Genomic DNA, 18998 nt, shown 5'->3' with positions numbered 1-18998 from the left:
AATAAAAAGCCCGCAAAGCACAGAGCTTGCGGGCTAGATTCTGATAAAAACCTAAAAGGCTTTTACCATCGCGGGAAAAGGCGCTTACATCATGCCGCCCATACCACCCATTCCACCCATGCCGCCCATATCTGGCATTGCAGGGCCGCCTTCTTGTGGCTTATCAGCAACCATAGCTTCGGTTGTGATCATTAAGCCAGCAACAGACGCTGCTGCTTGTAACGCAGAACGAGTTACTTTAGCTGGGTCAAGGATACCCATTTCTAACATATCACCATATGTGTCGTTACCAGCGTTGTAGCCAAAAGAGCCTTCGCCTTCGCGAATCTTAGATACAACAACCGAACCTTCACCACCGGCGTTAGAAACGATTTGACGGATAGGTGCTTCCATAGCGCGTAGTGCTAATTGGATACCGATCGTTTGATCGTGGTTATCACCTTCCAAACCTTCTACGCGTTGAAGCGCACGGATCAAAGCAACACCACCACCAGGAACTACGCCTTCTTCAACCGCTGCGCGAGTTGCATGCAACGCATCTTCAACACGTGCTTTTTTCTCTTTCATTTCTACTTCTGAAGCGGCACCCACTTTGATGACAGCGACACCGCCAGCCAGTTTAGCAACACGCTCTTGAAGTTTTTCGCGGTCATAGTCAGAAGAAGTCTCTTCGATTTGAGCACGGATTTGGTTAACACGACCTTCGATAGTCGCGGCATCACCAGCACCATCAACAATGATCGAAACATCTTTAGTGATCGTAACGCGTTTTGCTTGACCAAGATGTTCCAGTGTCGTTGTTTCTAGGTTTAGACCAACTTCTTCAGAAATCACCGTACCGCCAGACAAGATAGCGATGTCTTCCAACATAGCCTTACGACGATCGCCAAAGCCTGGAGCTTTAACAGCAGCAACTTTAACAATGCCGCGCATGTTGTTAACGACCAATGTTGCCAGCGCTTCGCCTTCAACATCTTCAGCAATGATCAATAATGGACGCGAAGATTTAGCTACTTGCTCTAGCGTAGGAAGCAATTCACGGATGCTAGAGATTTTCTTATCAACCAATAAGATGTAAGGCTGGTCCAGCTCTACAGACATGTTGTCTTGGTTATTGATGAAGTAAGGAGACAAGTAACCACGGTCGAACTGCATACCTTCAACAACGGTTAGTTCGTTTTCAAGACCGGAGCCTTCTTCAACGGTAATTACACCTTCTTTACCCACACGTTCCATTGCTTCAGCAATCAACTCACCCACGACTGAGTCAGAGTTTGCAGAGATAGTACCTACTTGTGCAACAGACTTAGAGTCAGCACAAGGAACGGCCATCGCGCGAATTTGCTCAACAACAGCAGCGGCTGCTTTGTCGATACCACGCTTCAGATCCATTGGGTTCATACCCGCAGCTACTGATTTAAGGCCTTCGTTGACAATTGCCTGAGCTAAAACAGTCGCAGTGGTTGTACCGTCACCAGCCGCATCGTTAGCTTGTGATGCAACTTCTTTAACCATCTGTGCGCCCATGTTCTCGAACTTATCTTCAAGTTCGATCTCTTTAGCAACAGATACACCGTCTTTAGTTACGGTAGGTGCGCCGAATGATTTATCCAGTACGACGTTACGACCTTTAGGGCCTAATGTTGTTTTCACTGCATTCGCTAGGATGTTTACACCCGCTTGCATGCGCTGACGCGCGTCATCACCAAATAATACGTCTTTAGCAGCCATTTTTATTAATCCTGTAACTAGTTAATTCTGGTTAATCGCAAGAAGACATTAAAAAGATGTCAATTAGCCTTCTAGTACCGCGAAAATCTCACTTTCGTTCATGATCAGTAGCTCTTCGCCGTCAACTTTAACGACGTTTGAACCTGCGTACTGACCGAACAGAACTTTATCTCCAACTTTTACAGCCAACGGGTGGACTTCACCGTTGTTAAGAACACGACCTTGGCCAACAGCAACAATTTCACCTTCATTAGGTTTTTCAGCAGCCGAACCTGGCAGCAAGATGCCCCCTGCAGTTGTTTTTTCTTGTTCACTGCGGCGAACGACTACACGATCGTGAAGTGGACGAATTTTCATCTGATCTATCTCCTGATGGTTGATCAAAAGGCATAAGCTAATGATATGTCAATGGCCGTAACCATCTGGTTACCGGTTGAAAGCTTGATGGGGCCGACTATCTGAATTTCAATAGCTAAGAACTAAAAAAAATCATTTTTTTTTAGTCCTCTCGACGATACTCACCATCAATTATGTCCCCTTGGCGTGGGATATCTTTTCTAGATGATTTGAAGGGCGATGACTCAGGAGGAAAAGGATCACTCGGTGCTTCATGAAAGCTGTCCCCAGTCTGGTGCGTAGTCACAACGGTAAAACGGGACAACGCATGTGTAATTATCCACTTACGCGTAAACGGGATAAGGCAGCAAAACCCAAAAAAGTCGGTCACGAACCCAGGTGTAATTAACATAGCGCCACCAACAGCCAATACAATGCCCTCAATCATTTCTTGACCGGGCATGTCTCCTTGACTCATCCGCTGCTGGGCTCTAGCCAGAGTAGATAGACCTTGAATGCGTAACATGTTAACCCCGATGAAAGCCGACAATAGAACTAGGCCTATGGTGTACCACGCACCAATGGCCTCACCTACTTTTATAAGGACGGTAATTTCAACTATGGGAATGAGAATAAAAAGAACAAAAAGAATAGGCATAACATCTCTTCAACTGGATTTTACTTTAAATGAGACCAGATGCCTCTAAAAATCGCAAGCAAACTCGTGCCTTGCTTATTTGAACACTCACATAATAATAGAACCGTTCACACCCAAGCATGCCGTTTTCTCTCGCACAAACTCTACTTCCTTGTACCTTTGCAAATACCACTAATGAAGCATGGACGATTTTCTGTAAAGCGCCTAATTTTGTTGCACCGCAATAAATAATTACCCCTAAAAAGAACAACTCAGACTGGAACGGTAAAATGAATTTAAAAGACAAAGTAATCGTTATTACAGGTGGAGGTCGAGGATTAGGCCGCTCCATGGCATTAGAACTAGCCGATCAAGGTGCTAAATTAGCCTTAGTCGACCTGAGCGAAGATGACTTAGAGAGGACAGTCGGTCTATGCAGCGAAAAAGGTGTAGAGGCAAAAAGTTACGTTGCAAACGTAGCCGATGAGCAAGCAGTAGAATCATTATTCAACGATATAATTCGTGACTTTGGCGCTTTGAATGGCTTAGTTAATAATGCGGGTATCACGCGTGATGGACTTTTTGTCAAAGTAAAAGACGGAAAGGTCATCAAGAAAATGTCCATTGATCAGTGGAACCAAGTCATGGACGTCAACCTAACTGGCAGTTTTTTGTGTGCTCGTGAAGCCGCCATTAAAATGATTGAAACCCAAAGTGCTGGATGCCTAATTAACATTTCATCCATATCTCGGGCCGGTAACATGGGACAAACCAATTATTCTGCAACCAAAGCTGGCGTCGAGGCCATGGCTGTTACATGGGCTAAAGAATTGGCACGGTATAATATCAGAGCCGCTTCAATAGCACCGGGCTATATAGGCACCGAAATGGTATTAGGCATGAAACCCGAAGCCCTAGAAAAAGTAGAGGCGGGTATACCTGCTAAACGATTAGGAAAGCCGGAAGAAATCGCTAAAACGGTCACTTTCATCCTAGAAAATGACTATATCAGTGGTCGTTGCTTTGAAGTAGACGGCGGTTTACGCGTCTAAAGCCAAGCCAAAGCAGAGCGGCAAGTGAACCGTTACACAAACGCTTCCGCTCTATACAACTGGTTTCACCTGCGTCACACGGCCTCTATTTTTTTATCTCCTCTCCATGGTGCCAACCACCATAGCAACACCATTCCGGGTAACGATAACACCGCGCAAATTAAGAAAAAGTCAGTCCATCCGACTGCTTCTACAATATAGCCTGTCGTCGCATTGGCAAACGTTCGGGGTAAAGCGGCTAATGCTGTAAATAAGGCAAACTGAGTAGCAGCAAAAGCGACACTTGTTGAGCGCGCTATATAAGCGGTAAAGGCTGCCGTTCCCAACCCTACTCCTAAGTACTCCAGACTGATCACAATAGCGAGCACCCACGAATTCGCCCCTATTTCAGACAAGGCAGCGAACCCTAAAATAGTGACCACTTGCACCACGCCAAAAATCCATAAAGCCCGATTAATACCCAGCTTTATCATCCACAGCCCCCCTAAGATACCACCAACAATTGAGGCCCAAAGAGCTGAGCTTTTGGCTACTACGCCTATTTCGGTCAACTCAAACCCTAGATCGATGTAAAACGGCGTCGACAAAGCTGTCGCCATGTTATCGCCAAGCTTATAAAGAAACATAAAACATAGCGCTGTTATTGCTGGCTTCCATCCAAAGCGTTTAATAAAATCAATGAATGGCTGGGTAACGGTTTCTTTTAGGCTAGTGGGTAAGCGGGCTGCTGTATCAGGCTCTTTTATTACCAAGGTCATGCCAATGCCCACCAGCATAAACAATGCGACAACGACAAAGACACTGCTCCAAGGCATGATATCAGCCAGAATTAACCCTAGCGCCCCTGGCACCAAACCTGAAATTCGGTATGCTTGAACATGCACTGAATTCCCCCAACCGAGCTCTTCATCGGGAAGGATTTCACGGCGATAAGCATCTATCACCACGTCTTGGCTCGCACTAAAGAAAGCCACTGCCAACGCAAGATACGCAATCATCCCAATACTAAATTCGGGGTTTAAACTACCTAAGCAAGCAATAGATACCAGAAGAAGGACTTGGGTTATCAACATCCAAGAACGGCGTCGACCTAAAAAAGGAGGCGCATAACTATCGAGGAAAGGGGCCCATACAAATTTCCACGTATAGGGGAATGTTACCAACGCAAATAAGCCGATTTCTTTTAAGCCAACTCCTTGGTCTCTAAGGAAGGCAGGTAACAACTGAAACAAAACATACAAAGGCATGCCGGAAGCAAAGCCTGTGAACACACAAATCATAGTACGGCGGTTTAAAATAGACTCGTACCACTTAGCCGAACGTTGGCCTTCTTCCATTACACCCTCAACCCACAGACAGATATTTAATGTGAGGCTAGTCTACCAGCCTTGAGCGGATTGCACAGAAAAACAAAGTTATCGTAATGATAATTATTATCATTTACATTTATTTATTAATCCGATAGGCTAACTCTATTCATCAAGGAGAATATAACTATGATTTATATGATCGATGCATGGCTAGAACGCCCCGACCCCTACATTCGAGTTATCCATAAGGAACGGAAAATCCCAGTGCTTGAATGGTCGAGCGGCCAAGTAAAGGAGATGATCGCTCAGGGAACATTATGTCCATTTGATTTCATCGACACACATACCAACGAACAAGAGCTTATAAAGGAACTGTTTATACTGTCGTGCTTGGATAATATTCATTAATAATTTATTACATTAATATTAAATTTTTATGTAAAACTCGACAGACAAACCTCTAGGATATACAGTGACTATACAAACGATGTACTTATAAATGTAACCGCCTATGATAAATAATCATTTGTGAATTACTGCTGCACCCCTAATTAATTTTGGATATTCTTTACATATTATTTTTGTTCGGAGCCGTAAGGTATGGGCGATAAAAAAAAGGCAAAGAATAGCCAGCTTGTTATACGTATTAATGATACGGAGCGTGAACGCTTTGTTTCTTTGTGTGATGAGCTGGATACGAGTGCGGCACGAGAGGTACGTCGTTTTATTCGGGATTTTATAGCTGAGCATGAAACGCCCAATCAGGGATAAAGCAGCAATGTTTTATTGTGCCCAGCCCCGGCTAATTAACTGACATACAACGGAGATGCCCCATGGCTACAGTAAAAGCTAAAGCAGTTAAAAAAGATATCAAAAAGCGTCAAGCTAAAATCGCTAAGCACGAAAGCAAGCTGAAAAAATTGAAAAAGTTACTAAAAAAAGCTAAGTAATATTAGCAATAAAAGAAACGCTCACCTTTGAGCGTTTCTTTTTTATATAACCCACAGCCGTGAAGCCTTAGTCACGGAAGTTATTATATTGCAATGGCATGTCAATATCTGAGTCTTTTAACAAAGCCATTGTTTGCTGTAAATCATCCCGTTTTTTCCCTGTTACACGCACCTTTTCGCCTTGAATCTGCGCTTGAACTTTCAATTTACTTTCTTTAATAAGCTTGGTGATCTTTTTACATATTGGTTGATCTAACCCCTGTTTAAGTACCAGCTCTTGGCGCGCTTTAACACCAGTAAGATCAGGGTCTTTTTCTTCGATGCATTTAATATCAATTTTACGCGCGACTAACTTGGCGTAAATAATATCGATCAGCTGACGCAGCTGAAAATCGACCTCGGCCTCAAGCATAATGCTCTCGCCCTTTTGCTCGATGCTAGCAGCAACCCCTTTGAAATCGTAACGGGTTTCTAACTCTCGCTTCGCTTGATCAACTGCGTTAGTTACTTCGTGCTTATCAAGTTCAGATACAATATCAAACGATGGCATACTCTACTCCTCAACTATTTGGCGCTATTTTAACGGACCTGTTTAGGGTTTTCATCCATCTCTGACTACCGCTATCATATTAGCACTTCCCTAACTTAAAAGACGCGACCATCCATGCAATGGCATATTCTAGGGGCAGGAGCTATCGGCTGTTTATGGGCTCACTGCTTAATCAAAGCGAAACAAGATGTTCGAATAATCTTACGTAACGAAGTGCACTTACATACCTATAAAGCCACTTCTCGGTTGCATTATACCGATATGGATGCACGCAAAAGCCATTCATTTCCACAAGCAGAGCTACCTAGCGATGCCGCCCCTATCACGCGCTTGTTCATCACAACTAAGGCCTTTTCCACGCAAGACGCTATCGACTCAATTCGCCACCGCCTTGTAGACAACGCACACATTGTTCTATTACAAAACGGTATGGGGCAACACGAACAAGTGTGTAATCAGCTCCCACACTGCCATGTTTGGGGGGCTAGCAGCACTGATGGCGCCTATCTCACTTCACCTTTTCACGTAACGAGAGCAGGCAAAGGGGAAACAATAATTGGCTTACTATCGCAATATAATAGACTCAGCGACTTTCCGTTATTACTCCCAGAAAAAATGGATGATTTAACCGTTCACTTAACACAAAATATTTCGCTCTACCTTTGGAGAAAGTTAGCTATCAACGCGGCAATCAACCCTCTTACCGCTCTATTAGATTGTAGAAACGGCGCTTTGAGCTCTGTCCCCACTTACCGAAAAAAAGTTTCGATTATCTGTAAAGAGATAGAAGCCATCGCTGAAAGCTTGCACCAACCTCTTTTTGAAGATTCATTAGAAAAGCACGTTTTTAGCGTTGCCGAACTCACAGCAAATAATTTTTCATCGATGCATCAAGACGTAACTCACAAACGTAAAACTGAAATTGATTACATCAATGGTTTTATCCAAGCTCAATCGGCTTTGAAGGGGTTAGATACCCCGTTTAACAAGCAGTTGATAACTAGCATTCAAGCCAAACCACACTCATAACTAAGGAGCCATCATGGCTGATCGACTCACTAAAATTTACACTCGCACGGGCGATTCGGGCACAACAGGGCTTGCAAACGGTACACGTATTTCGAAAAGTGCGCCTCGAATAGAGACGCTCGGCAATATTGATGAGCTAAATTCTGCCTTAGGCTTATTACTTTGTGAGATCACAAAAGAACATAACCTTAGGCCTCTGCTCGAGCGCATTCAGCATGATTTATTTGATTTGGGTGGAGAGCTTGCCATGGCCGATCCTAATTATGTGGCGATTACAGACAGCGCTATTACACAATTAGAACAAGCATTAGATAACCTGAACGCAACGCTACCTCCGCTCAAAGAGTTCATACTTCCCGGTGGAAACCGCCCTGCCGCGCAGTGTCACGTAGCTCGCACGCTATGCAGAAGAGCCGAGCGTAGCATGATATTAATGAATCAAGACGAAAAAACTGACGCCAATACTGGCAACAAATATTTAAATCGCTTATCTGATCTACTCTTTGTAGCGGCCAGAAGCCTAGCAAGAGAAAATGGAGGGCAAGAAATTTACTGGAAGCCAGCACAATGCCAATAAAAGGCATTTGAAACAAAAAAGCCTGCTAATCAGTAAGCAGGCTTTTGGGCATTAACTACTTTTTTGATTAAGCAGATTTACTACGTTTGCGAGCGCCTAGAGCTAACAAGCCAAGACCCATCAACGCCAGAGTACCAGGAACCGGTACTGCAGACGGAGGCGTTACTACAGCGGCATCATCTACAAAATATGTAACAGTATAAGTACCCGTAGCCACTGTCTCTTGCTGGCTTGAAACATTACCGCCAACTTGAGTTAAATCCAGTGTACCAAACGCTGACAAATCAACATCAAACGTACCTGGACCCGTAAAAGCGAGTAAGTCTGCTGCATCTGTTGATTCCCAATCAGCCATATCGTCACCAGACAATGGACCAATTTCAACAGTCGTACCCGCTGCTACCAACTCACCTGGTAATGTATTACCAAATGAATCCGCTGGAGAAACGTCCAATGAAACAGTTGAGCCAGTAGCGCTGTTAGTAGCCAACACTAATGCACCAGCTGATCCGCTAACATAAGTATCAGTTACTGAAGAAAAAGAGATAGTCGTAACCACATCACCATACAAAGACAATACTACTTTCTCTAGAGCTTTACCGCCTTCTAAAGCCGGGTTGTATAGGTCGAAAGTAAAGTTTTGCGTCCAAACCGTTAAATCATTGTATGTCTGGGTTTGAGATTGCACTTCCATTAGCGCTGCAGAAGCAGACATAGCAGTTGCTGATAAAACAGCCGCCGCTAGCGTTTTTTTAATCAGGGACATGTAAAAACTCCTTGTGGTTTCGTAGAGACTTCCTGTCACGGAAAGTCAAAACCAAACGAAGCAAAGAGTAGGCCAATCTAGAAATACATAACAAATACAGTACGATAAAACAAAAAAGGTCTCTAAAACAAAACAAAAACCTGAGAAACATGAATGCCAAATTAATTTAAATAGGATTTATAAATTCAGCGTTCTGACCTGTAAACATTATCGACAAGTCACCACTAGCAATTCTACACTGTCTTTTAAAACAGACGTTTTAAATTAACGAAAAATGAACAACAAAGACAAAAGTCTCATAATGAAGACGCTTAACTTAAAGTTTCCATTTAAAAAGCTCTATCAGTGTAAAAAAATCAAACACCTAGCTGTTAGTATCAGTATGAGCAGGTCGATCTAACAAGCGACAGACTACCTCCATACCCTCTAAAATCCGCAATGTAGGACGAGAGATCAAATCGGCATCAACGGTATATAAGTGGCCGGCCTTTACAGCTCGAATCTCTTGCCAGGCCTCCCAGCGCTGACGCCAATGCCCCGACAACCCCTGTGTCGGAGCAAGAATCACATCAGGATTGAGAAGAACAACGTTCTCGACACTGGTTTGGGGGACGACTTCTAGCGATCGACTAAAGAGATTGACGCCGCCGCAACGTTCGATAATGTCATTAATAGGCTGAGAGTGGTTAGCCGTCATTAAAGGAGACTCCCATAGCTGAAAAAATACGCGTGGCGGATCCTGTATAGGCTCAACGGTTAACTCAGACAGCCGTTGCAAAAACTGCCGTGCTAACTGATCTGCTTTTTTTTGAGTACCGGTAAGCCTCCCCAAGCTTCTTAATGCCCGAGAGACACTCTCCAGCCCTTGAGTATCAGAGCGATAAACCTCTATACCCAATTGTTCTAAGGTATTTAATAACTCTGGAGAGTTACCACCTTCCCATGCAATAACCAAATCAGGCCGTAAAGCAACAATAGCCTCGATACTGACTTCATCACTACGACCTAAGCGTGGGATAGATAAAGCCTGCTCAGGGTAATCGCTGTACTCTACTGTCGCTACAATTCGGTCTCCAATACCCAGCGAATAAAGCAGTTCAGTAGCATGTGGCGCTAGCGTAACAATCCGCTGTGACGAACTAGCATGAGCAAACGAAATGGATAACAAGGAAGGAATTAAACCTAAACAAATCCCCAAAAGAACCTTCACTATTGAAGGCAAACGAATGTGGGAAAAGTAATCGGTAAAAAAATACATAACAAAAGCCTCTAGTCGATAACTTAGTATAAACCAGCTAACGACTAGAGCAGAGCTTCATAGGTAACCCGTACTTCACGCTAAAAAGCTATTGGGCTGTCAGCTTAACCAAGGTTCTGCCTCTTACTTGACCGTTTACGATTTTCTCGGCGTATTCAGGCACCTCTTCCAGAGAAATCGTTTGGCTCATCTCAGCCAAGTCTTCGCTTGATAACAACTGTTGTAAGCGCTGCCAAGCAACGGTACGCGTTTCTTTAGGACACATGACAGAATCAACCCCTTGCAACCTAACATTACGTAGAATAAACGGCATAACTGTTGTAGGCAGCTTATACCCCCCAGCTAGGCCGCAAGCCGCAATAGCCCCCCCATAATGGGTTTCGGCTAGCATTCGAGCTAAAACGGTATCTCCAACGGTATCAATACCACCCGCCCAACGCTGTTTTTCTAATGGTTTAGCAGGTTCTTGCATGGAGTCTCGGCTAATAACTCGACTAGCGCCCATAGCAATCAGATACGATTCCATCTCAGCCCGCCCTGTTATCGCTACAGCCTCGTAGCCTAATGCAGCCAGTAAACGCAGTGCAACCGAGCCTACACCACCGGCGGCTCCTGAAACGACAACTTCACCCGACTCAGGTGTCACTCCGGCTTCCTCCAGTGCCATGACGCATAACATGGCGGTTAACCCCGCCGTGCCTATAACCATTGCATCATGGCTGGTCATTCCAGGCGGAAGCGGAACACACCATTCAGGTTTTAGCCGTGCTTTTTCTGATAGACCACCCCAGAAACGCTCGCCAACACTCCAGCCGGTCATAATAATAGTATCGCCTACGCTGAACTCATCCGAATGACTTTCAGTGACAGTACCTGCTAGATCGATCCCCGGAACCATGGGAAATTGCGACACAATACGCCCGGTTCCTGTGATCGCCAGACCATCTTTATAATTAATTGATGAGTAATCAACATCGACAAGTAACGGCTCATTTGGCAGATCACTTACCTCAAGATCACGAACTTCAGCCTTTGTTTTTCCATCAATTTGATCTAATACCAGTGCTTTAAACATACCCTGCTCCTTTTTAGATTTATTGAGCCATTCATTAATGCCTATGGCTAAGCGGCGTATTGATAAAACAATTTGTCTTACAATTTAACATTTAAGATATTATTGATTTATGTATTTGTAAAGCAAATTAACAAATAGGCAAAAATATGAAATACTCATTTGACCACTATGCAATTTACGAGCGACATTGTGAAAGAAATACCGTTTAACCCCGTTAGCGCACACAGCCTCTCTCGGCAAATTGCCGACCAGATCCGCAACGCCATTTTAGAGGGCTCCTTACGAGCAGATGATCGCTTGCCTACTGAAGGCGAGCTCGCACAGCGCTTTAACGTATCACGACCGACGATACGCGAAGCACTTAAACGACTAGCTGCGCAAAATCTAGTTCGCTCTAAGCGCGGTCCCACCGGTGGGACCTTTATTCAAACGCCAGATTTATTAGCCTTAAGCGAATCACTGGCCAGCACCACAACATTACTAGTTGGCTTTGAAAGCTTCACATGGGATGAGGTCACACAAACGCGTTTAGAAATGGAAAAGACCTGTGCTCGATTAGCTGCCGCGCAACGAACAGAAAAGGACATTGAGCAACTTGAGGCAACATTGAAAACACAAGCGAATGAAGCTTTGAGTGCAGAGGAACTCTGCGTTTCAGATGTCCAATTCCACCGTCAAATAGCTAACGCGACAGGCAACAAAATGATGAGCTACCTCATGTCGAGCGTGATTGAGGCTTTACAACCCGCCACAAATCTAGCCGCGTTTAGGCATCGTTCACATGCGGTTATTTATGATCAACATCGTCGCCTTTTGGATGCCATTATTGATCAGCATGAAGAAGAAGCAGCATCAGTCATGGATGAGCAAGTAAACTATATGGCTCAGCAATTGTCAGATGCTCGAAAGGCACATAATCAGGCGAATCAATCATAAATCAGTGACCTTTAGATTGTGGGCATTATTGTTTTTTTGATTTATGCTACTTTCATAATTTTAAAATTAGTACGGCTATGAGGAATAACGGTGGAAGATAATACACTTTGGATTTTTAGCATTGTAGCGCTTGTCATTGGTGCAATAATTGGCTTTTTGGTCGGTCGCTCTGGTGGACGCAGTGTTAAGCAACAAGAGCTAGATAAAGTACAGCAAGAGCTAGATAGCTACAAAAAACAAGTTTCAGGCCACTTTGAGGAGACTGCTGACCTCGTTAATAAAATGACCGAATCCTATCGCGATGTTTATAAGCACCTTGCTACAAGTGCAACCACTTTGTGTGATGCAACCACAGCTGCCGCAATTACATCAACCTTAGTCCCGCAACTCACTGAGGCGAAGGAAGTAGAACAAGAAGAAGAGGTTTCTGAAGAGGCGTTAACGGCCACAGAGAGCGATGTAGAACCGCCTCGTGATTACGCCCCCAAAAAGCCTGACGAACAAGGGACCCTGTCCGAAAGTTACGGTTTGAAAAATGCTAAAGAAACAACAGCCGAAGTTGGTGAAACACCCGAAGTCGAAACAGCAGAGAAAAAACCAGAAAAAAGTGAATAGCAGTCACTCTCTACCGAGCTTTATACGAGGTTACATCAATAATCCAATATAAGCTCACCCGGTTATCCATTGAAAACTACAATGGATAACCGGCTCTAATCACTAAACCATCACAGGTTTATACTGGATTAGGTATCTCTATATAGCGATGCTCAATCCCAAACTTACTCGCCAAATGCTCCCCTAATGCCTGTACTCCATATCGCTCTGTCGCATGGTGACCAGCGGCAAAATAATCAATCTCCATCTCTTTAGCAAAATGGTATGTCGGCTCGGATACCTCACCGGATATATAGGCATCGACCCCTGCTGCCAGCGCTTTATCTATATAACCCTGCGCTCCCCCTGTACACCAAGCTATTTTCTTAATCGGGTGCCCAATACCTTGTATGTGCAATGGTGTTCGTTCTAATACAGCCGCTAATTGCTCGGCTAGCCTCCCTCCTGAAATCGGCTCGGGCAACTCACCTACCATACCAATAGCACGGCCCAAGGGAGCATCGAGCCCTCCGGTAATTTGCCAGCCCATTTTTTTTGCCAACATAGCGTTATTGCCAAATTCAGGGTGTGCGTCTAAAGGCAAATGAAAACCTAGCAAACTTATATCATTTCCTAATAATGTTGCTAAACGACGTTTTTTCATTCCTGTAATACATTCACTTTCACCACGCCAAAAGTATCCATGATGAACTAAGACCAAATCAGCACTGTACTGCACAGCCGCATCAAGCAACGCCTGCGAAGCTGTCACGCCCGTTACAATACGCTGGACTGTTTCTTTGCCTTGTACCTGCAGACCATTAGGGCTGTAATCTTTAAACTCTTTTACGTTTAACAATTCTTCACAATAATTAACCAGACTTGTTAACGAAACTGACATAAAATGAACTCCCTATTAGCCACGGTGATGCAGTAAACGTATAATTCTACGTAATCCTTTTTTTTACACCAGCTTTGCGGATATTTAGATGCGTAATTTCAGCTTTCTTGGCTGGCCAATTGTTACAGGTGTGCTGATAGCTGTTATTTTATTGCAGTTTTTTCCTAACCTTTTGGCGCCGCCCGTTACAACAGTCGAAATTAAAGAAACACAGCTACCGACTAACCTAATTGGCCAAGGGTTAGGCAACGGCCCTGTTTCTTATTCTGACGCTGTCCAAAAAGCAGCGCCTGCCGTCGTTAATATATACTCCAGCAAAAAAGTTGAAGAAAAAGATAACGAAGCCCGCGCAAATGACCCGCTGTTTCGACGCTTCTATGAAAACGGTGATCAACCACAACGCCAACGCGTTCGTTCAAGTCTTGGCTCAGGCGTCATCATTAATAGCCAAGGCTATATCATTACGAATAACCATGTTATTGCCGAAGCTGATTCAATCATCATTGCTTTACATGATGGCCGCGAAGCTGAAGCTAGCGTGATTGGGATGGACCCTGAAACCGATTTAGCTATCTTAAAAATTAAAATGAATAACTTACCCACCATCACCCTCTCCCCTTCAGAAAACTTGCGGGTAGGTGATGTCGTATTAGCAATCGGCAACCCATTTGGTGTAGGTCAGACTGTCACTATGGGTATAGTCAGTGCTACAGGCCGCAACCGGCTAGGCCTAAATACTTATGAGGACTTTTTACAGACAGACGCCGCGATTAACCCAGGCAACTCTGGTGGTGCACTCATAGACGCCAACGGAAACCTCATAGGTATTAATACCGCTATTTTCTCAAAAACGGGTGGATCACAAGGCATCGGTTTTGCTATTCCATCTAGTCTAGCCAAAAAAGTAATGGCGGATCTGATCGAACACGGGCGTGTTATTCGTGGCTGGCTGGGTATCGAAGGCCAGGAGTTAACTCCAAGCCTAGCAGAGTCCTTTGATATTGAGATGACTAGCGGGCTTATTATCGCAGGGGTCTATCGTGATAGCCCAGCTCATAAAGCCGGATTACAGCCTGGGGATATCATGGTCACACTAAACGGTGAGCCTGTAGATGCCTATCAGTCTATGCTAAGCGTAGCGGACCTCAACCCAGGGGATACATTGGTGGTTGAATATATGCGCAATGGTAAAAAGCTAAATGCTACGGTTACTGTTGGTGAACGCCCGCCTACTAAACTGAATTAGCACTATCGTCGCAACATTTTACGATGGAAAGAGTAAATAAAGTCACATAAAAAAAGACCCTTAATGGGTCTTTTTTTATAACGGTCTATAGCATCCACGCACAAGCGTTGGCGCTCAGTCCTTTATGCGGTATTCAGCCGATCGCGCATGCGCTGTTAAGCTCTCGCCTCGCGCTAAAACAGAAGCAATTTTTCCTGTATCTGAGGCACCATCTTCCGAAAACATAATCAGAGAAGAACGTTTTTGGAAATCATATACACCCAAAGGTGACGAAAAACGAGCCGTTCCTGATGTAGGCAAAACGTGATTAGGTCCAGCGCAATAATCACCTAACGCTTCTGCCGTGTAGCGGCCCATGAAAATAGCCCCAGCGTGGCGTATTTTTGGCAACATTGCTTTAGGGTCTTCAACCGACAATTCTAAGTGTTCAGGCGCTATACGGTTACTCACCTCTGCCGCTTCATCCATATCAACGACATGAATGAGGGCTGCGCGCTCACGCATAGACACTTCGATAATAGCTTGGCGTTCCATAGTTGGTAACAATTTGCTGATACTTGCTTCTACTGCATCTAAATACTCAGCATTAGGGCAAACTAGAATCGATTGCGCATCTTCATCATGCTCAGCTTGTGAGAACAAATCCATTGCAATCCAATCGGGATCTGTTTTTCCATCACATACGACCAATATCTCAGATGGGCCCGCTATCATATCAATGCCCACGGCCCCAAATACGGCGCGTTTAGCTGTTGCCACAAAGATATTGCCAGGACCCACAATTTTATCCACTTTAGGGACAGACTGTGTGCCATATGCAAGCGCAGCAACCGCTTGTGCTCCGCCGATGGTAAACACTTTATCCACACCCGCCAAGCAAGCGGCAGCCAACACCAGCTCGTTTAATTCACCATTAGGCGTCGGGACGACCATTATCAACTCGCCAACACCGGCTACCTTAGCCGGAATAGCATTCATCAGTACTGATGACGGATAGGCAGCCTTACCACCTGGCACGTATAAACCCACACGATCCAATGGCGTTACCTGTTGGCCAAGCATAGTGCCATCGTCTTCAGTGTAGCTCCAACTTTCGCCCCGCTGTTTATCGTGGTAGCGGCGAATACGTTCAGCGGCTTTTTCTAATGCGTTACGTTGCTCTGTTGGCAAGCCATCAAGCGCTTGCTGTAAACGCGTCTGCGTAAGCATTAGCTGGGCCACACTCTCAACAGAAGTATTGTCGAATCGGTTTGTGTACTCAACAACAGCCTCATCACCACGGTTTTTTACGTCGAGTAAGATATCATCAACGATCTTATTAACCGACTTATCCGAGACCGATTCCCAAGCTAGAAGCGCGTTTAGCTTCTGATCAAAGTCTGCATCGCTCGTCGTTAAACGTGTAATAGACAACTCACTCATTCGGAACCCTCTCTACGTTTTATTACAGCGTCGGACATCATATCGAGAATAGGTTGAATTTGACGGTGCTTCATTTTCATGGCCGCTTGGCCAACCACCAAACGAGAACTGATATCCGCAATAAAATCCATAGGCTCTAAGCCATTAGCCCGCAAAGTGTTTCCTGTATCAACAATATCAACAATACGGTCAGCTAAGCCCATAATAGGCGCTAATTCCATCGCCCCATACAGCTTAACAATATCGACTTGGCGGCCTTGTTGAGCAAAAAACCGACGAGCGACGTTAACAAACTTGGTGGCTACACGCATGCGCCCTTCTACAGGGCCGGCATTATTTAAGCCAGCCACCATCAGTTTACATTTACTGATTTCGAGGTCTAAAGGCTCATACAGGCCTTCGCCTCCATGTTCCATCAAGACATCTTTACCGGCAATACCCATGTCAGCCCCACCATACTCTACATAAGTAGGTACATCAGTAGCACGAATAACAACTAACTTTATGTTGTCATGGTTAGTATCGAAAATGAGCTTGCGGCTTTTAAAAATATTTTCCGCAGGCGTGATGTTAGCCGCTTCAAGCAAAGGAAGCGTTTCTTCTAAAATTCGCCCTTTCGACAGCGCAATGGTGAGCTGCTGCTTTTTCATCATACTATTCATGGATATCACTTATTACGTATTTAACCAGCAACACGACAGATGCGAGCACCCATCGCCTGTAATTTTTCTTCAATACACTCGTAACCACGGTCTATGTGATAAATTCGATCAATCAGAGTCTCACCATCACAAACCAAGGCAGCTATTACCAAACTTGCAGAAGCTCGCAAATCCGTTGCCATAACCGGAGCACCGCGCAAACGCTCTACTCCTTCAATGGTCGCCGAGTTACCATCAATCAATACATTAGCACCTAGACGAATCATTTCTTGCATGTGCATAAAACGATTTTCAAAAATCGTCTCTTTAATGTGACCAACGCCTTCGGCAACCGCGTTTAACGCTGCAAACTGTGCCTGCATGTCAGTAGGGAAAGCAGGATAAGGAGCCGTGGTAATATTCACTGATTTAGGGCGTCGGCCTTCCATATCAAGTGAAATCCAGTCTTCTCCAACCTCGACTTTAGCTCCGGCTTCTTTGAGCTTGAGTAAAACTGCATCAAGAATGTCCGGTCGAGTATTTTTAGCCTTCACATATCCGCGCGTTGCCGCAGCCGCCACTAAAAAAGTGCCAGTTTCAATACGGTCAGGCATAACTGAATAACGCGCTTCGTGCAGCGATTCAACGCCATTGACTACGATCGTATCTGTGCCTGCACCTGTAATATCTGCGCCCATTGCAATCAAGCAATCAGCTAGGTCAACAACTTCAGGTTCACGTGCAGCATTCTCAATGACAGTCTGCCCTTGCGCTAATGCAGCAGCCATCAAGATATTTTCAGTACCAGTAACCGTAACAACATCAAACAGAATTTTTGCGCCTTGTAAGCGACCGTTCGTCTTAGCACGGATGTATCCGCCTTCAACAGAAATCTCTGCCCCCATGGCTTCCAAACCACGAATGTGCAAATCAACTGGACGACTACCAATAGCACAACCACCCGGCAGCGAAACCTGCGCTTCGCCAAAATGTGCCAGTAACGGACCTAGTACCAAAATAGAGGCCCGCATGGTTTTAACAAGATCATAAGGAGCATGGCAGCTCTTAATTGTTGTTGCGTCAATTTCGACACTAAGCTTTTCATCAACAGTAACTTCTACACCCATACGACGTAACAACTCAAGCATCGTAGTAATGTCGTGCAAATGCGGCAAATTGCAGATAGTTACAGGTTTATCCGCTAGCAATGTTGCGGCTAATATAGGCAAAGCGGCGTTTTTTGCGCCAGAGATGCGTACTTCGCCATTTAGGCAAGCACCACCTTCAATTAATAATTTATCCATTCAGGAATTCCGACCGTTTTGATCACGTTCTGACACGATTCAGCCCTGAAGGGACTGCCACTGTTCAGGAGTATAAGTTTTAATTGTCAGCGCATGAATGGTGCCGTTGGCAATATATTCATTCAGGCACTGATAGACGAGTTGTTGCTTTTTAACGGGCATAAGACCCGCAAATTGAGGGCTGATTACAGTTACCTGAAAATCACACCCCTCACCAGCGGTCATCACTTCGGCATCCGAGAGATGCGATTCAATAATCTGTTTAACTTCTTCAGCTTGCATGAAGTGCTCCGATTACATCATTAATTCGATTAAGGAGCGGAATGATACCGAATTGAGCACAAAAAGGCGAAATTAATAGCCGGATTCCGCCTGATTAGAAGAGAAGTGATCCAGCCCAACCAAGTCCGAAATAGACGCCATATCCGCTGGCAGACATTCAAATGCCAAAGTTTTATTCAATTGCTTAGCTAAACGCATACAACATAAACAAAACGACAAGGCTGAGCTGTCAGCTTGGTTAACGCGTGAGAAATCAATGACACAATCTGCCTGAGCATCACTGATCGCTTTTTCGGCGGCTTCGCGGACAGCAATCACGCTAGAAAAAAGCAAGTCAGACTCAATAAAAATCCGCTGCCCGCCTTCAGCAATGTCAATTAGCTGCAGTGATGCACTCATCG

Annotated in this window: 22 protein-coding genes; 8 read left to right on the top strand and 14 right to left on the bottom strand. The window is 44.7% G+C overall.

All coding sequences use genetic code 11. The features are described from left to right. Positions 1-84 precede the first annotated feature (84 nt). From groL to OW491_RS16260, 3 genes are all read right to left on the bottom strand, one after another. Positions 85-1731, bottom strand: a complete 1647-nt coding sequence (gene groL, locus OW491_RS16270) for a chaperonin GroEL (protein WP_075172802.1) — start codon at positions 1729-1731, stop codon at positions 85-87. Between the two features lie 63 nt (positions 1732-1794). Continuing rightward, positions 1795-2088 (bottom strand): co-chaperone GroES, encoded by a 294-nt coding sequence (locus OW491_RS16265; protein ID WP_075172803.1) that lies wholly within the window; start codon positions 2086-2088, stop codon positions 1795-1797. A 142-nt stretch (positions 2089-2230) separates the two neighbouring features. Next, complete coding sequence (locus OW491_RS16260) at positions 2231-2725, bottom strand: FxsA family protein (RefSeq protein WP_290036953.1); 495 nt, start codon at positions 2723-2725, stop codon at positions 2231-2233. Between the two features lie 269 nt (positions 2726-2994). On the opposite strand from OW491_RS16260, the gene OW491_RS16255 reads away from it, so the two are divergent. Then, positions 2995-3756: an SDR family oxidoreductase gene (locus OW491_RS16255; protein WP_215152347.1), complete on the top strand. Its 762-nt coding sequence runs from the start codon at positions 2995-2997 to the stop codon at positions 3754-3756. Positions 3757-3830: 74 nt separating this feature from the next. Here OW491_RS16255 and OW491_RS16250 read toward each other — a convergent pair whose 3' ends face one another. Continuing rightward, complete coding sequence (locus OW491_RS16250; protein WP_075172806.1) at positions 3831-5093, bottom strand: AmpG family muropeptide MFS transporter; 1263 nt, start codon at positions 5091-5093, stop codon at positions 3831-3833. 159 nt (positions 5094-5252) lie between these two features. Between OW491_RS16250 and OW491_RS16245 the strand changes: the two genes are divergently transcribed. Both OW491_RS16245 and OW491_RS16240 read left to right on the top strand, forming a co-directional pair. Next, a complete protein-coding gene (locus OW491_RS16245; RefSeq protein WP_075172807.1) occupies positions 5253-5474 on the top strand; it encodes a hypothetical protein in 222 nt (73 codons plus the stop codon). A gap of 192 nt (positions 5475-5666) precedes the next feature. Continuing rightward, on the top strand, positions 5667-5837 hold the full coding sequence (locus tag OW491_RS16240) for a hypothetical protein (RefSeq protein WP_170870342.1): 171 nt from the start codon (positions 5667-5669) through the stop codon (positions 5835-5837). A 246-nt stretch (positions 5838-6083) separates the two neighbouring features. Here the strand turns inward: OW491_RS16240 and OW491_RS16235 are convergent, their stop codons facing one another. Beyond that, a complete protein-coding gene (locus tag OW491_RS16235) occupies positions 6084-6566 on the bottom strand; it encodes a YajQ family cyclic di-GMP-binding protein (protein WP_075178449.1) in 483 nt (160 codons plus the stop codon). A gap of 114 nt (positions 6567-6680) precedes the next feature. On the opposite strand from OW491_RS16235, the gene OW491_RS16230 reads away from it, so the two are divergent. Both OW491_RS16230 and OW491_RS16225 read left to right on the top strand, forming a co-directional pair. Next, positions 6681-7595, top strand: coding sequence for a 2-dehydropantoate 2-reductase (locus OW491_RS16230; protein ID WP_290036951.1), 915 nt, complete (start codon positions 6681-6683; stop codon positions 7593-7595). Positions 7596-7608: 13 nt separating this feature from the next. Then, positions 7609-8172 (top strand): cob(I)yrinic acid a,c-diamide adenosyltransferase, encoded by a 564-nt coding sequence (locus OW491_RS16225; protein ID WP_290036950.1) that lies wholly within the window; start codon positions 7609-7611, stop codon positions 8170-8172. A 67-nt stretch (positions 8173-8239) separates the two neighbouring features. Here OW491_RS16225 and OW491_RS16220 read toward each other — a convergent pair whose 3' ends face one another. The 3 genes from OW491_RS16220 to OW491_RS16210 form a co-directional block, all read right to left on the bottom strand. Then, complete coding sequence (locus tag OW491_RS16220) at positions 8240-8938, bottom strand: choice-of-anchor E domain-containing protein (RefSeq protein WP_075172811.1); 699 nt, start codon at positions 8936-8938, stop codon at positions 8240-8242. Between the two features lie 364 nt (positions 8939-9302). Continuing rightward, positions 9303-10196 carry a cobalamin-binding protein gene (locus OW491_RS16215; protein ID WP_290036949.1) on the bottom strand — a complete coding sequence of 298 codons (894 nt, stop codon included), beginning with the start codon at positions 10194-10196 and terminating at the stop codon, positions 9303-9305. A gap of 88 nt (positions 10197-10284) precedes the next feature. After that, positions 10285-11271 carry an MDR family oxidoreductase gene (locus tag OW491_RS16210; protein WP_290036947.1) on the bottom strand — a complete coding sequence of 329 codons (987 nt, stop codon included), beginning with the start codon at positions 11269-11271 and terminating at the stop codon, positions 10285-10287. A gap of 189 nt (positions 11272-11460) precedes the next feature. Here OW491_RS16210 and OW491_RS16205 point away from each other — a divergent pair, with 189 nt between their 5' ends. Together OW491_RS16205 and OW491_RS16200 are read left to right on the top strand one after the other, a co-directional pair. After that, positions 11461-12207: a FadR/GntR family transcriptional regulator gene (locus tag OW491_RS16205; protein WP_246283247.1), complete on the top strand. Its 747-nt coding sequence runs from the start codon at positions 11461-11463 to the stop codon at positions 12205-12207. A 90-nt stretch (positions 12208-12297) separates the two neighbouring features. After that, positions 12298-12822, top strand: coding sequence for a DUF1043 family protein (locus OW491_RS16200; protein WP_290036946.1), 525 nt, complete (start codon positions 12298-12300; stop codon positions 12820-12822). A 118-nt stretch (positions 12823-12940) separates the two neighbouring features. Here the strand turns inward: OW491_RS16200 and OW491_RS16195 are convergent, their stop codons facing one another. Further along, positions 12941-13702 carry a Nif3-like dinuclear metal center hexameric protein gene (locus OW491_RS16195; RefSeq protein ID WP_178969122.1) on the bottom strand — a complete coding sequence of 254 codons (762 nt, stop codon included), beginning with the start codon at positions 13700-13702 and terminating at the stop codon, positions 12941-12943. An 88-nt stretch (positions 13703-13790) separates the two neighbouring features. Between OW491_RS16195 and OW491_RS16190 the strand changes: the two genes are divergently transcribed. Next, a complete protein-coding gene (locus tag OW491_RS16190; protein ID WP_075172816.1) occupies positions 13791-14948 on the top strand; it encodes a Do family serine endopeptidase in 1158 nt (385 codons plus the stop codon). Positions 14949-15062: 114 nt separating this feature from the next. Here OW491_RS16190 and hisD read toward each other — a convergent pair whose 3' ends face one another. The 5 genes from hisD to OW491_RS16165 all read right to left on the bottom strand — a co-directional run bounded on the left by hisD (position 15063) and on the right by OW491_RS16165 (position 18996). Beyond that, entirely contained in the window at positions 15063-16370 is a 1308-nt protein-coding gene (gene hisD, locus OW491_RS16185; RefSeq protein WP_290036943.1) for a histidinol dehydrogenase, read from the bottom strand. After that, positions 16367-17020: an ATP phosphoribosyltransferase gene (gene hisG / locus OW491_RS16180; protein ID WP_075173546.1), complete on the bottom strand. Its 654-nt coding sequence runs from the start codon at positions 17018-17020 to the stop codon at positions 16367-16369. Before hisG ends, hisD begins: the two co-directional genes overlap by 4 nt. 32 nt (positions 17021-17052) lie before the next feature. Beyond that, complete coding sequence (murA, locus tag OW491_RS16175; RefSeq protein ID WP_075172818.1) at positions 17053-18315, bottom strand: UDP-N-acetylglucosamine 1-carboxyvinyltransferase; 1263 nt, start codon at positions 18313-18315, stop codon at positions 17053-17055. A gap of 39 nt (positions 18316-18354) precedes the next feature. After that, the gene (locus OW491_RS16170) at positions 18355-18597 is read right to left on the bottom strand and encodes a BolA family protein (RefSeq protein WP_075172819.1); all 243 of its coding nucleotides are present in this window, start codon (positions 18595-18597) and stop codon (positions 18355-18357) included. Positions 18598-18669: 72 nt separating this feature from the next. After that, complete coding sequence (locus OW491_RS16165) at positions 18670-18996, bottom strand: STAS domain-containing protein (RefSeq protein WP_075172820.1); 327 nt, start codon at positions 18994-18996, stop codon at positions 18670-18672. Positions 18997-18998 lie beyond the last annotated feature (2 nt).

Origin of the sequence: Neptunomonas sp. CHC150, from assembly GCF_030397555.1 — a bacterium.
GTDB classification, from domain to species: Bacteria; Pseudomonadota; Gammaproteobacteria; order Pseudomonadales; family Balneatricaceae; genus Neptunomonas; species Neptunomonas phycophila.
Note: the sequence above shows the minus strand (reverse complement) of the source record. Positions and strands in the feature narration are given on the sequence as shown.

Bases quoted from the DNA above. Each gene is read 5' to 3' on its own strand.
- groL (WP_075172802.1), bottom strand. From the start codon at position 1,731: ATGGCTGCTAAAGACGTATTATTTGGTGATGACGCGCGTCAGCGCATG.
- OW491_RS16265 (WP_075172803.1), bottom strand. From the start codon at position 2,088: ATGAAAATTCGTCCACTTCACGATCGTGTAGTCGTTCGCCGCAGTGAA.
- OW491_RS16260 (WP_290036953.1), bottom strand. From the start codon at position 2,725: ATGCCTATTCTTTTTGTTCTTTTTATTCTCATTCCCATAGTTGAAATT.
- OW491_RS16255 (WP_215152347.1), top strand. From the start codon at position 2,995: ATGAATTTAAAAGACAAAGTAATCGTTATTACAGGTGGAGGTCGAGGA.
- OW491_RS16250 (WP_075172806.1), bottom strand. From the start codon at position 5,093: ATGGAAGAAGGCCAACGTTCGGCTAAGTGGTACGAGTCTATTTTAAAC.
- OW491_RS16245 (WP_075172807.1), top strand. From the start codon at position 5,253: ATGATTTATATGATCGATGCATGGCTAGAACGCCCCGACCCCTACATT.
- OW491_RS16240 (WP_170870342.1), top strand. From the start codon at position 5,667: ATGGGCGATAAAAAAAAGGCAAAGAATAGCCAGCTTGTTATACGTATT.
- OW491_RS16235 (WP_075178449.1), bottom strand. From the start codon at position 6,566: ATGCCATCGTTTGATATTGTATCTGAACTTGATAAGCACGAAGTAACT.
- OW491_RS16230 (WP_290036951.1), top strand. From the start codon at position 6,681: ATGCAATGGCATATTCTAGGGGCAGGAGCTATCGGCTGTTTATGGGCT.
- OW491_RS16225 (WP_290036950.1), top strand. From the start codon at position 7,609: ATGGCTGATCGACTCACTAAAATTTACACTCGCACGGGCGATTCGGGC.
- OW491_RS16220 (WP_075172811.1), bottom strand. From the start codon at position 8,938: ATGTCCCTGATTAAAAAAACGCTAGCGGCGGCTGTTTTATCAGCAACT.
- OW491_RS16215 (WP_290036949.1), bottom strand. From the start codon at position 10,196: ATGTATTTTTTTACCGATTACTTTTCCCACATTCGTTTGCCTTCAATA.
- OW491_RS16210 (WP_290036947.1), bottom strand. From the start codon at position 11,271: ATGTTTAAAGCACTGGTATTAGATCAAATTGATGGAAAAACAAAGGCT.
- OW491_RS16195 (WP_178969122.1), bottom strand. From the start codon at position 13,702: ATGTCAGTTTCGTTAACAAGTCTGGTTAATTATTGTGAAGAATTGTTA.
- OW491_RS16190 (WP_075172816.1), top strand. From the start codon at position 13,791: ATGCGTAATTTCAGCTTTCTTGGCTGGCCAATTGTTACAGGTGTGCTG.
- hisD (WP_290036943.1), bottom strand. From the start codon at position 16,370: ATGAGTGAGTTGTCTATTACACGTTTAACGACGAGCGATGCAGACTTT.
- hisG (WP_075173546.1), bottom strand. From the start codon at position 17,020: ATGAAAAAGCAGCAGCTCACCATTGCGCTGTCGAAAGGGCGAATTTTA.
- murA (WP_075172818.1), bottom strand. From the start codon at position 18,315: ATGGATAAATTATTAATTGAAGGTGGTGCTTGCCTAAATGGCGAAGTA.
- OW491_RS16170 (WP_075172819.1), bottom strand. From the start codon at position 18,597: ATGCAAGCTGAAGAAGTTAAACAGATTATTGAATCGCATCTCTCGGAT.
- OW491_RS16165 (WP_075172820.1), bottom strand. From the start codon at position 18,996: ATGAGTGCATCACTGCAGCTAATTGACATTGCTGAAGGCGGGCAGCGG.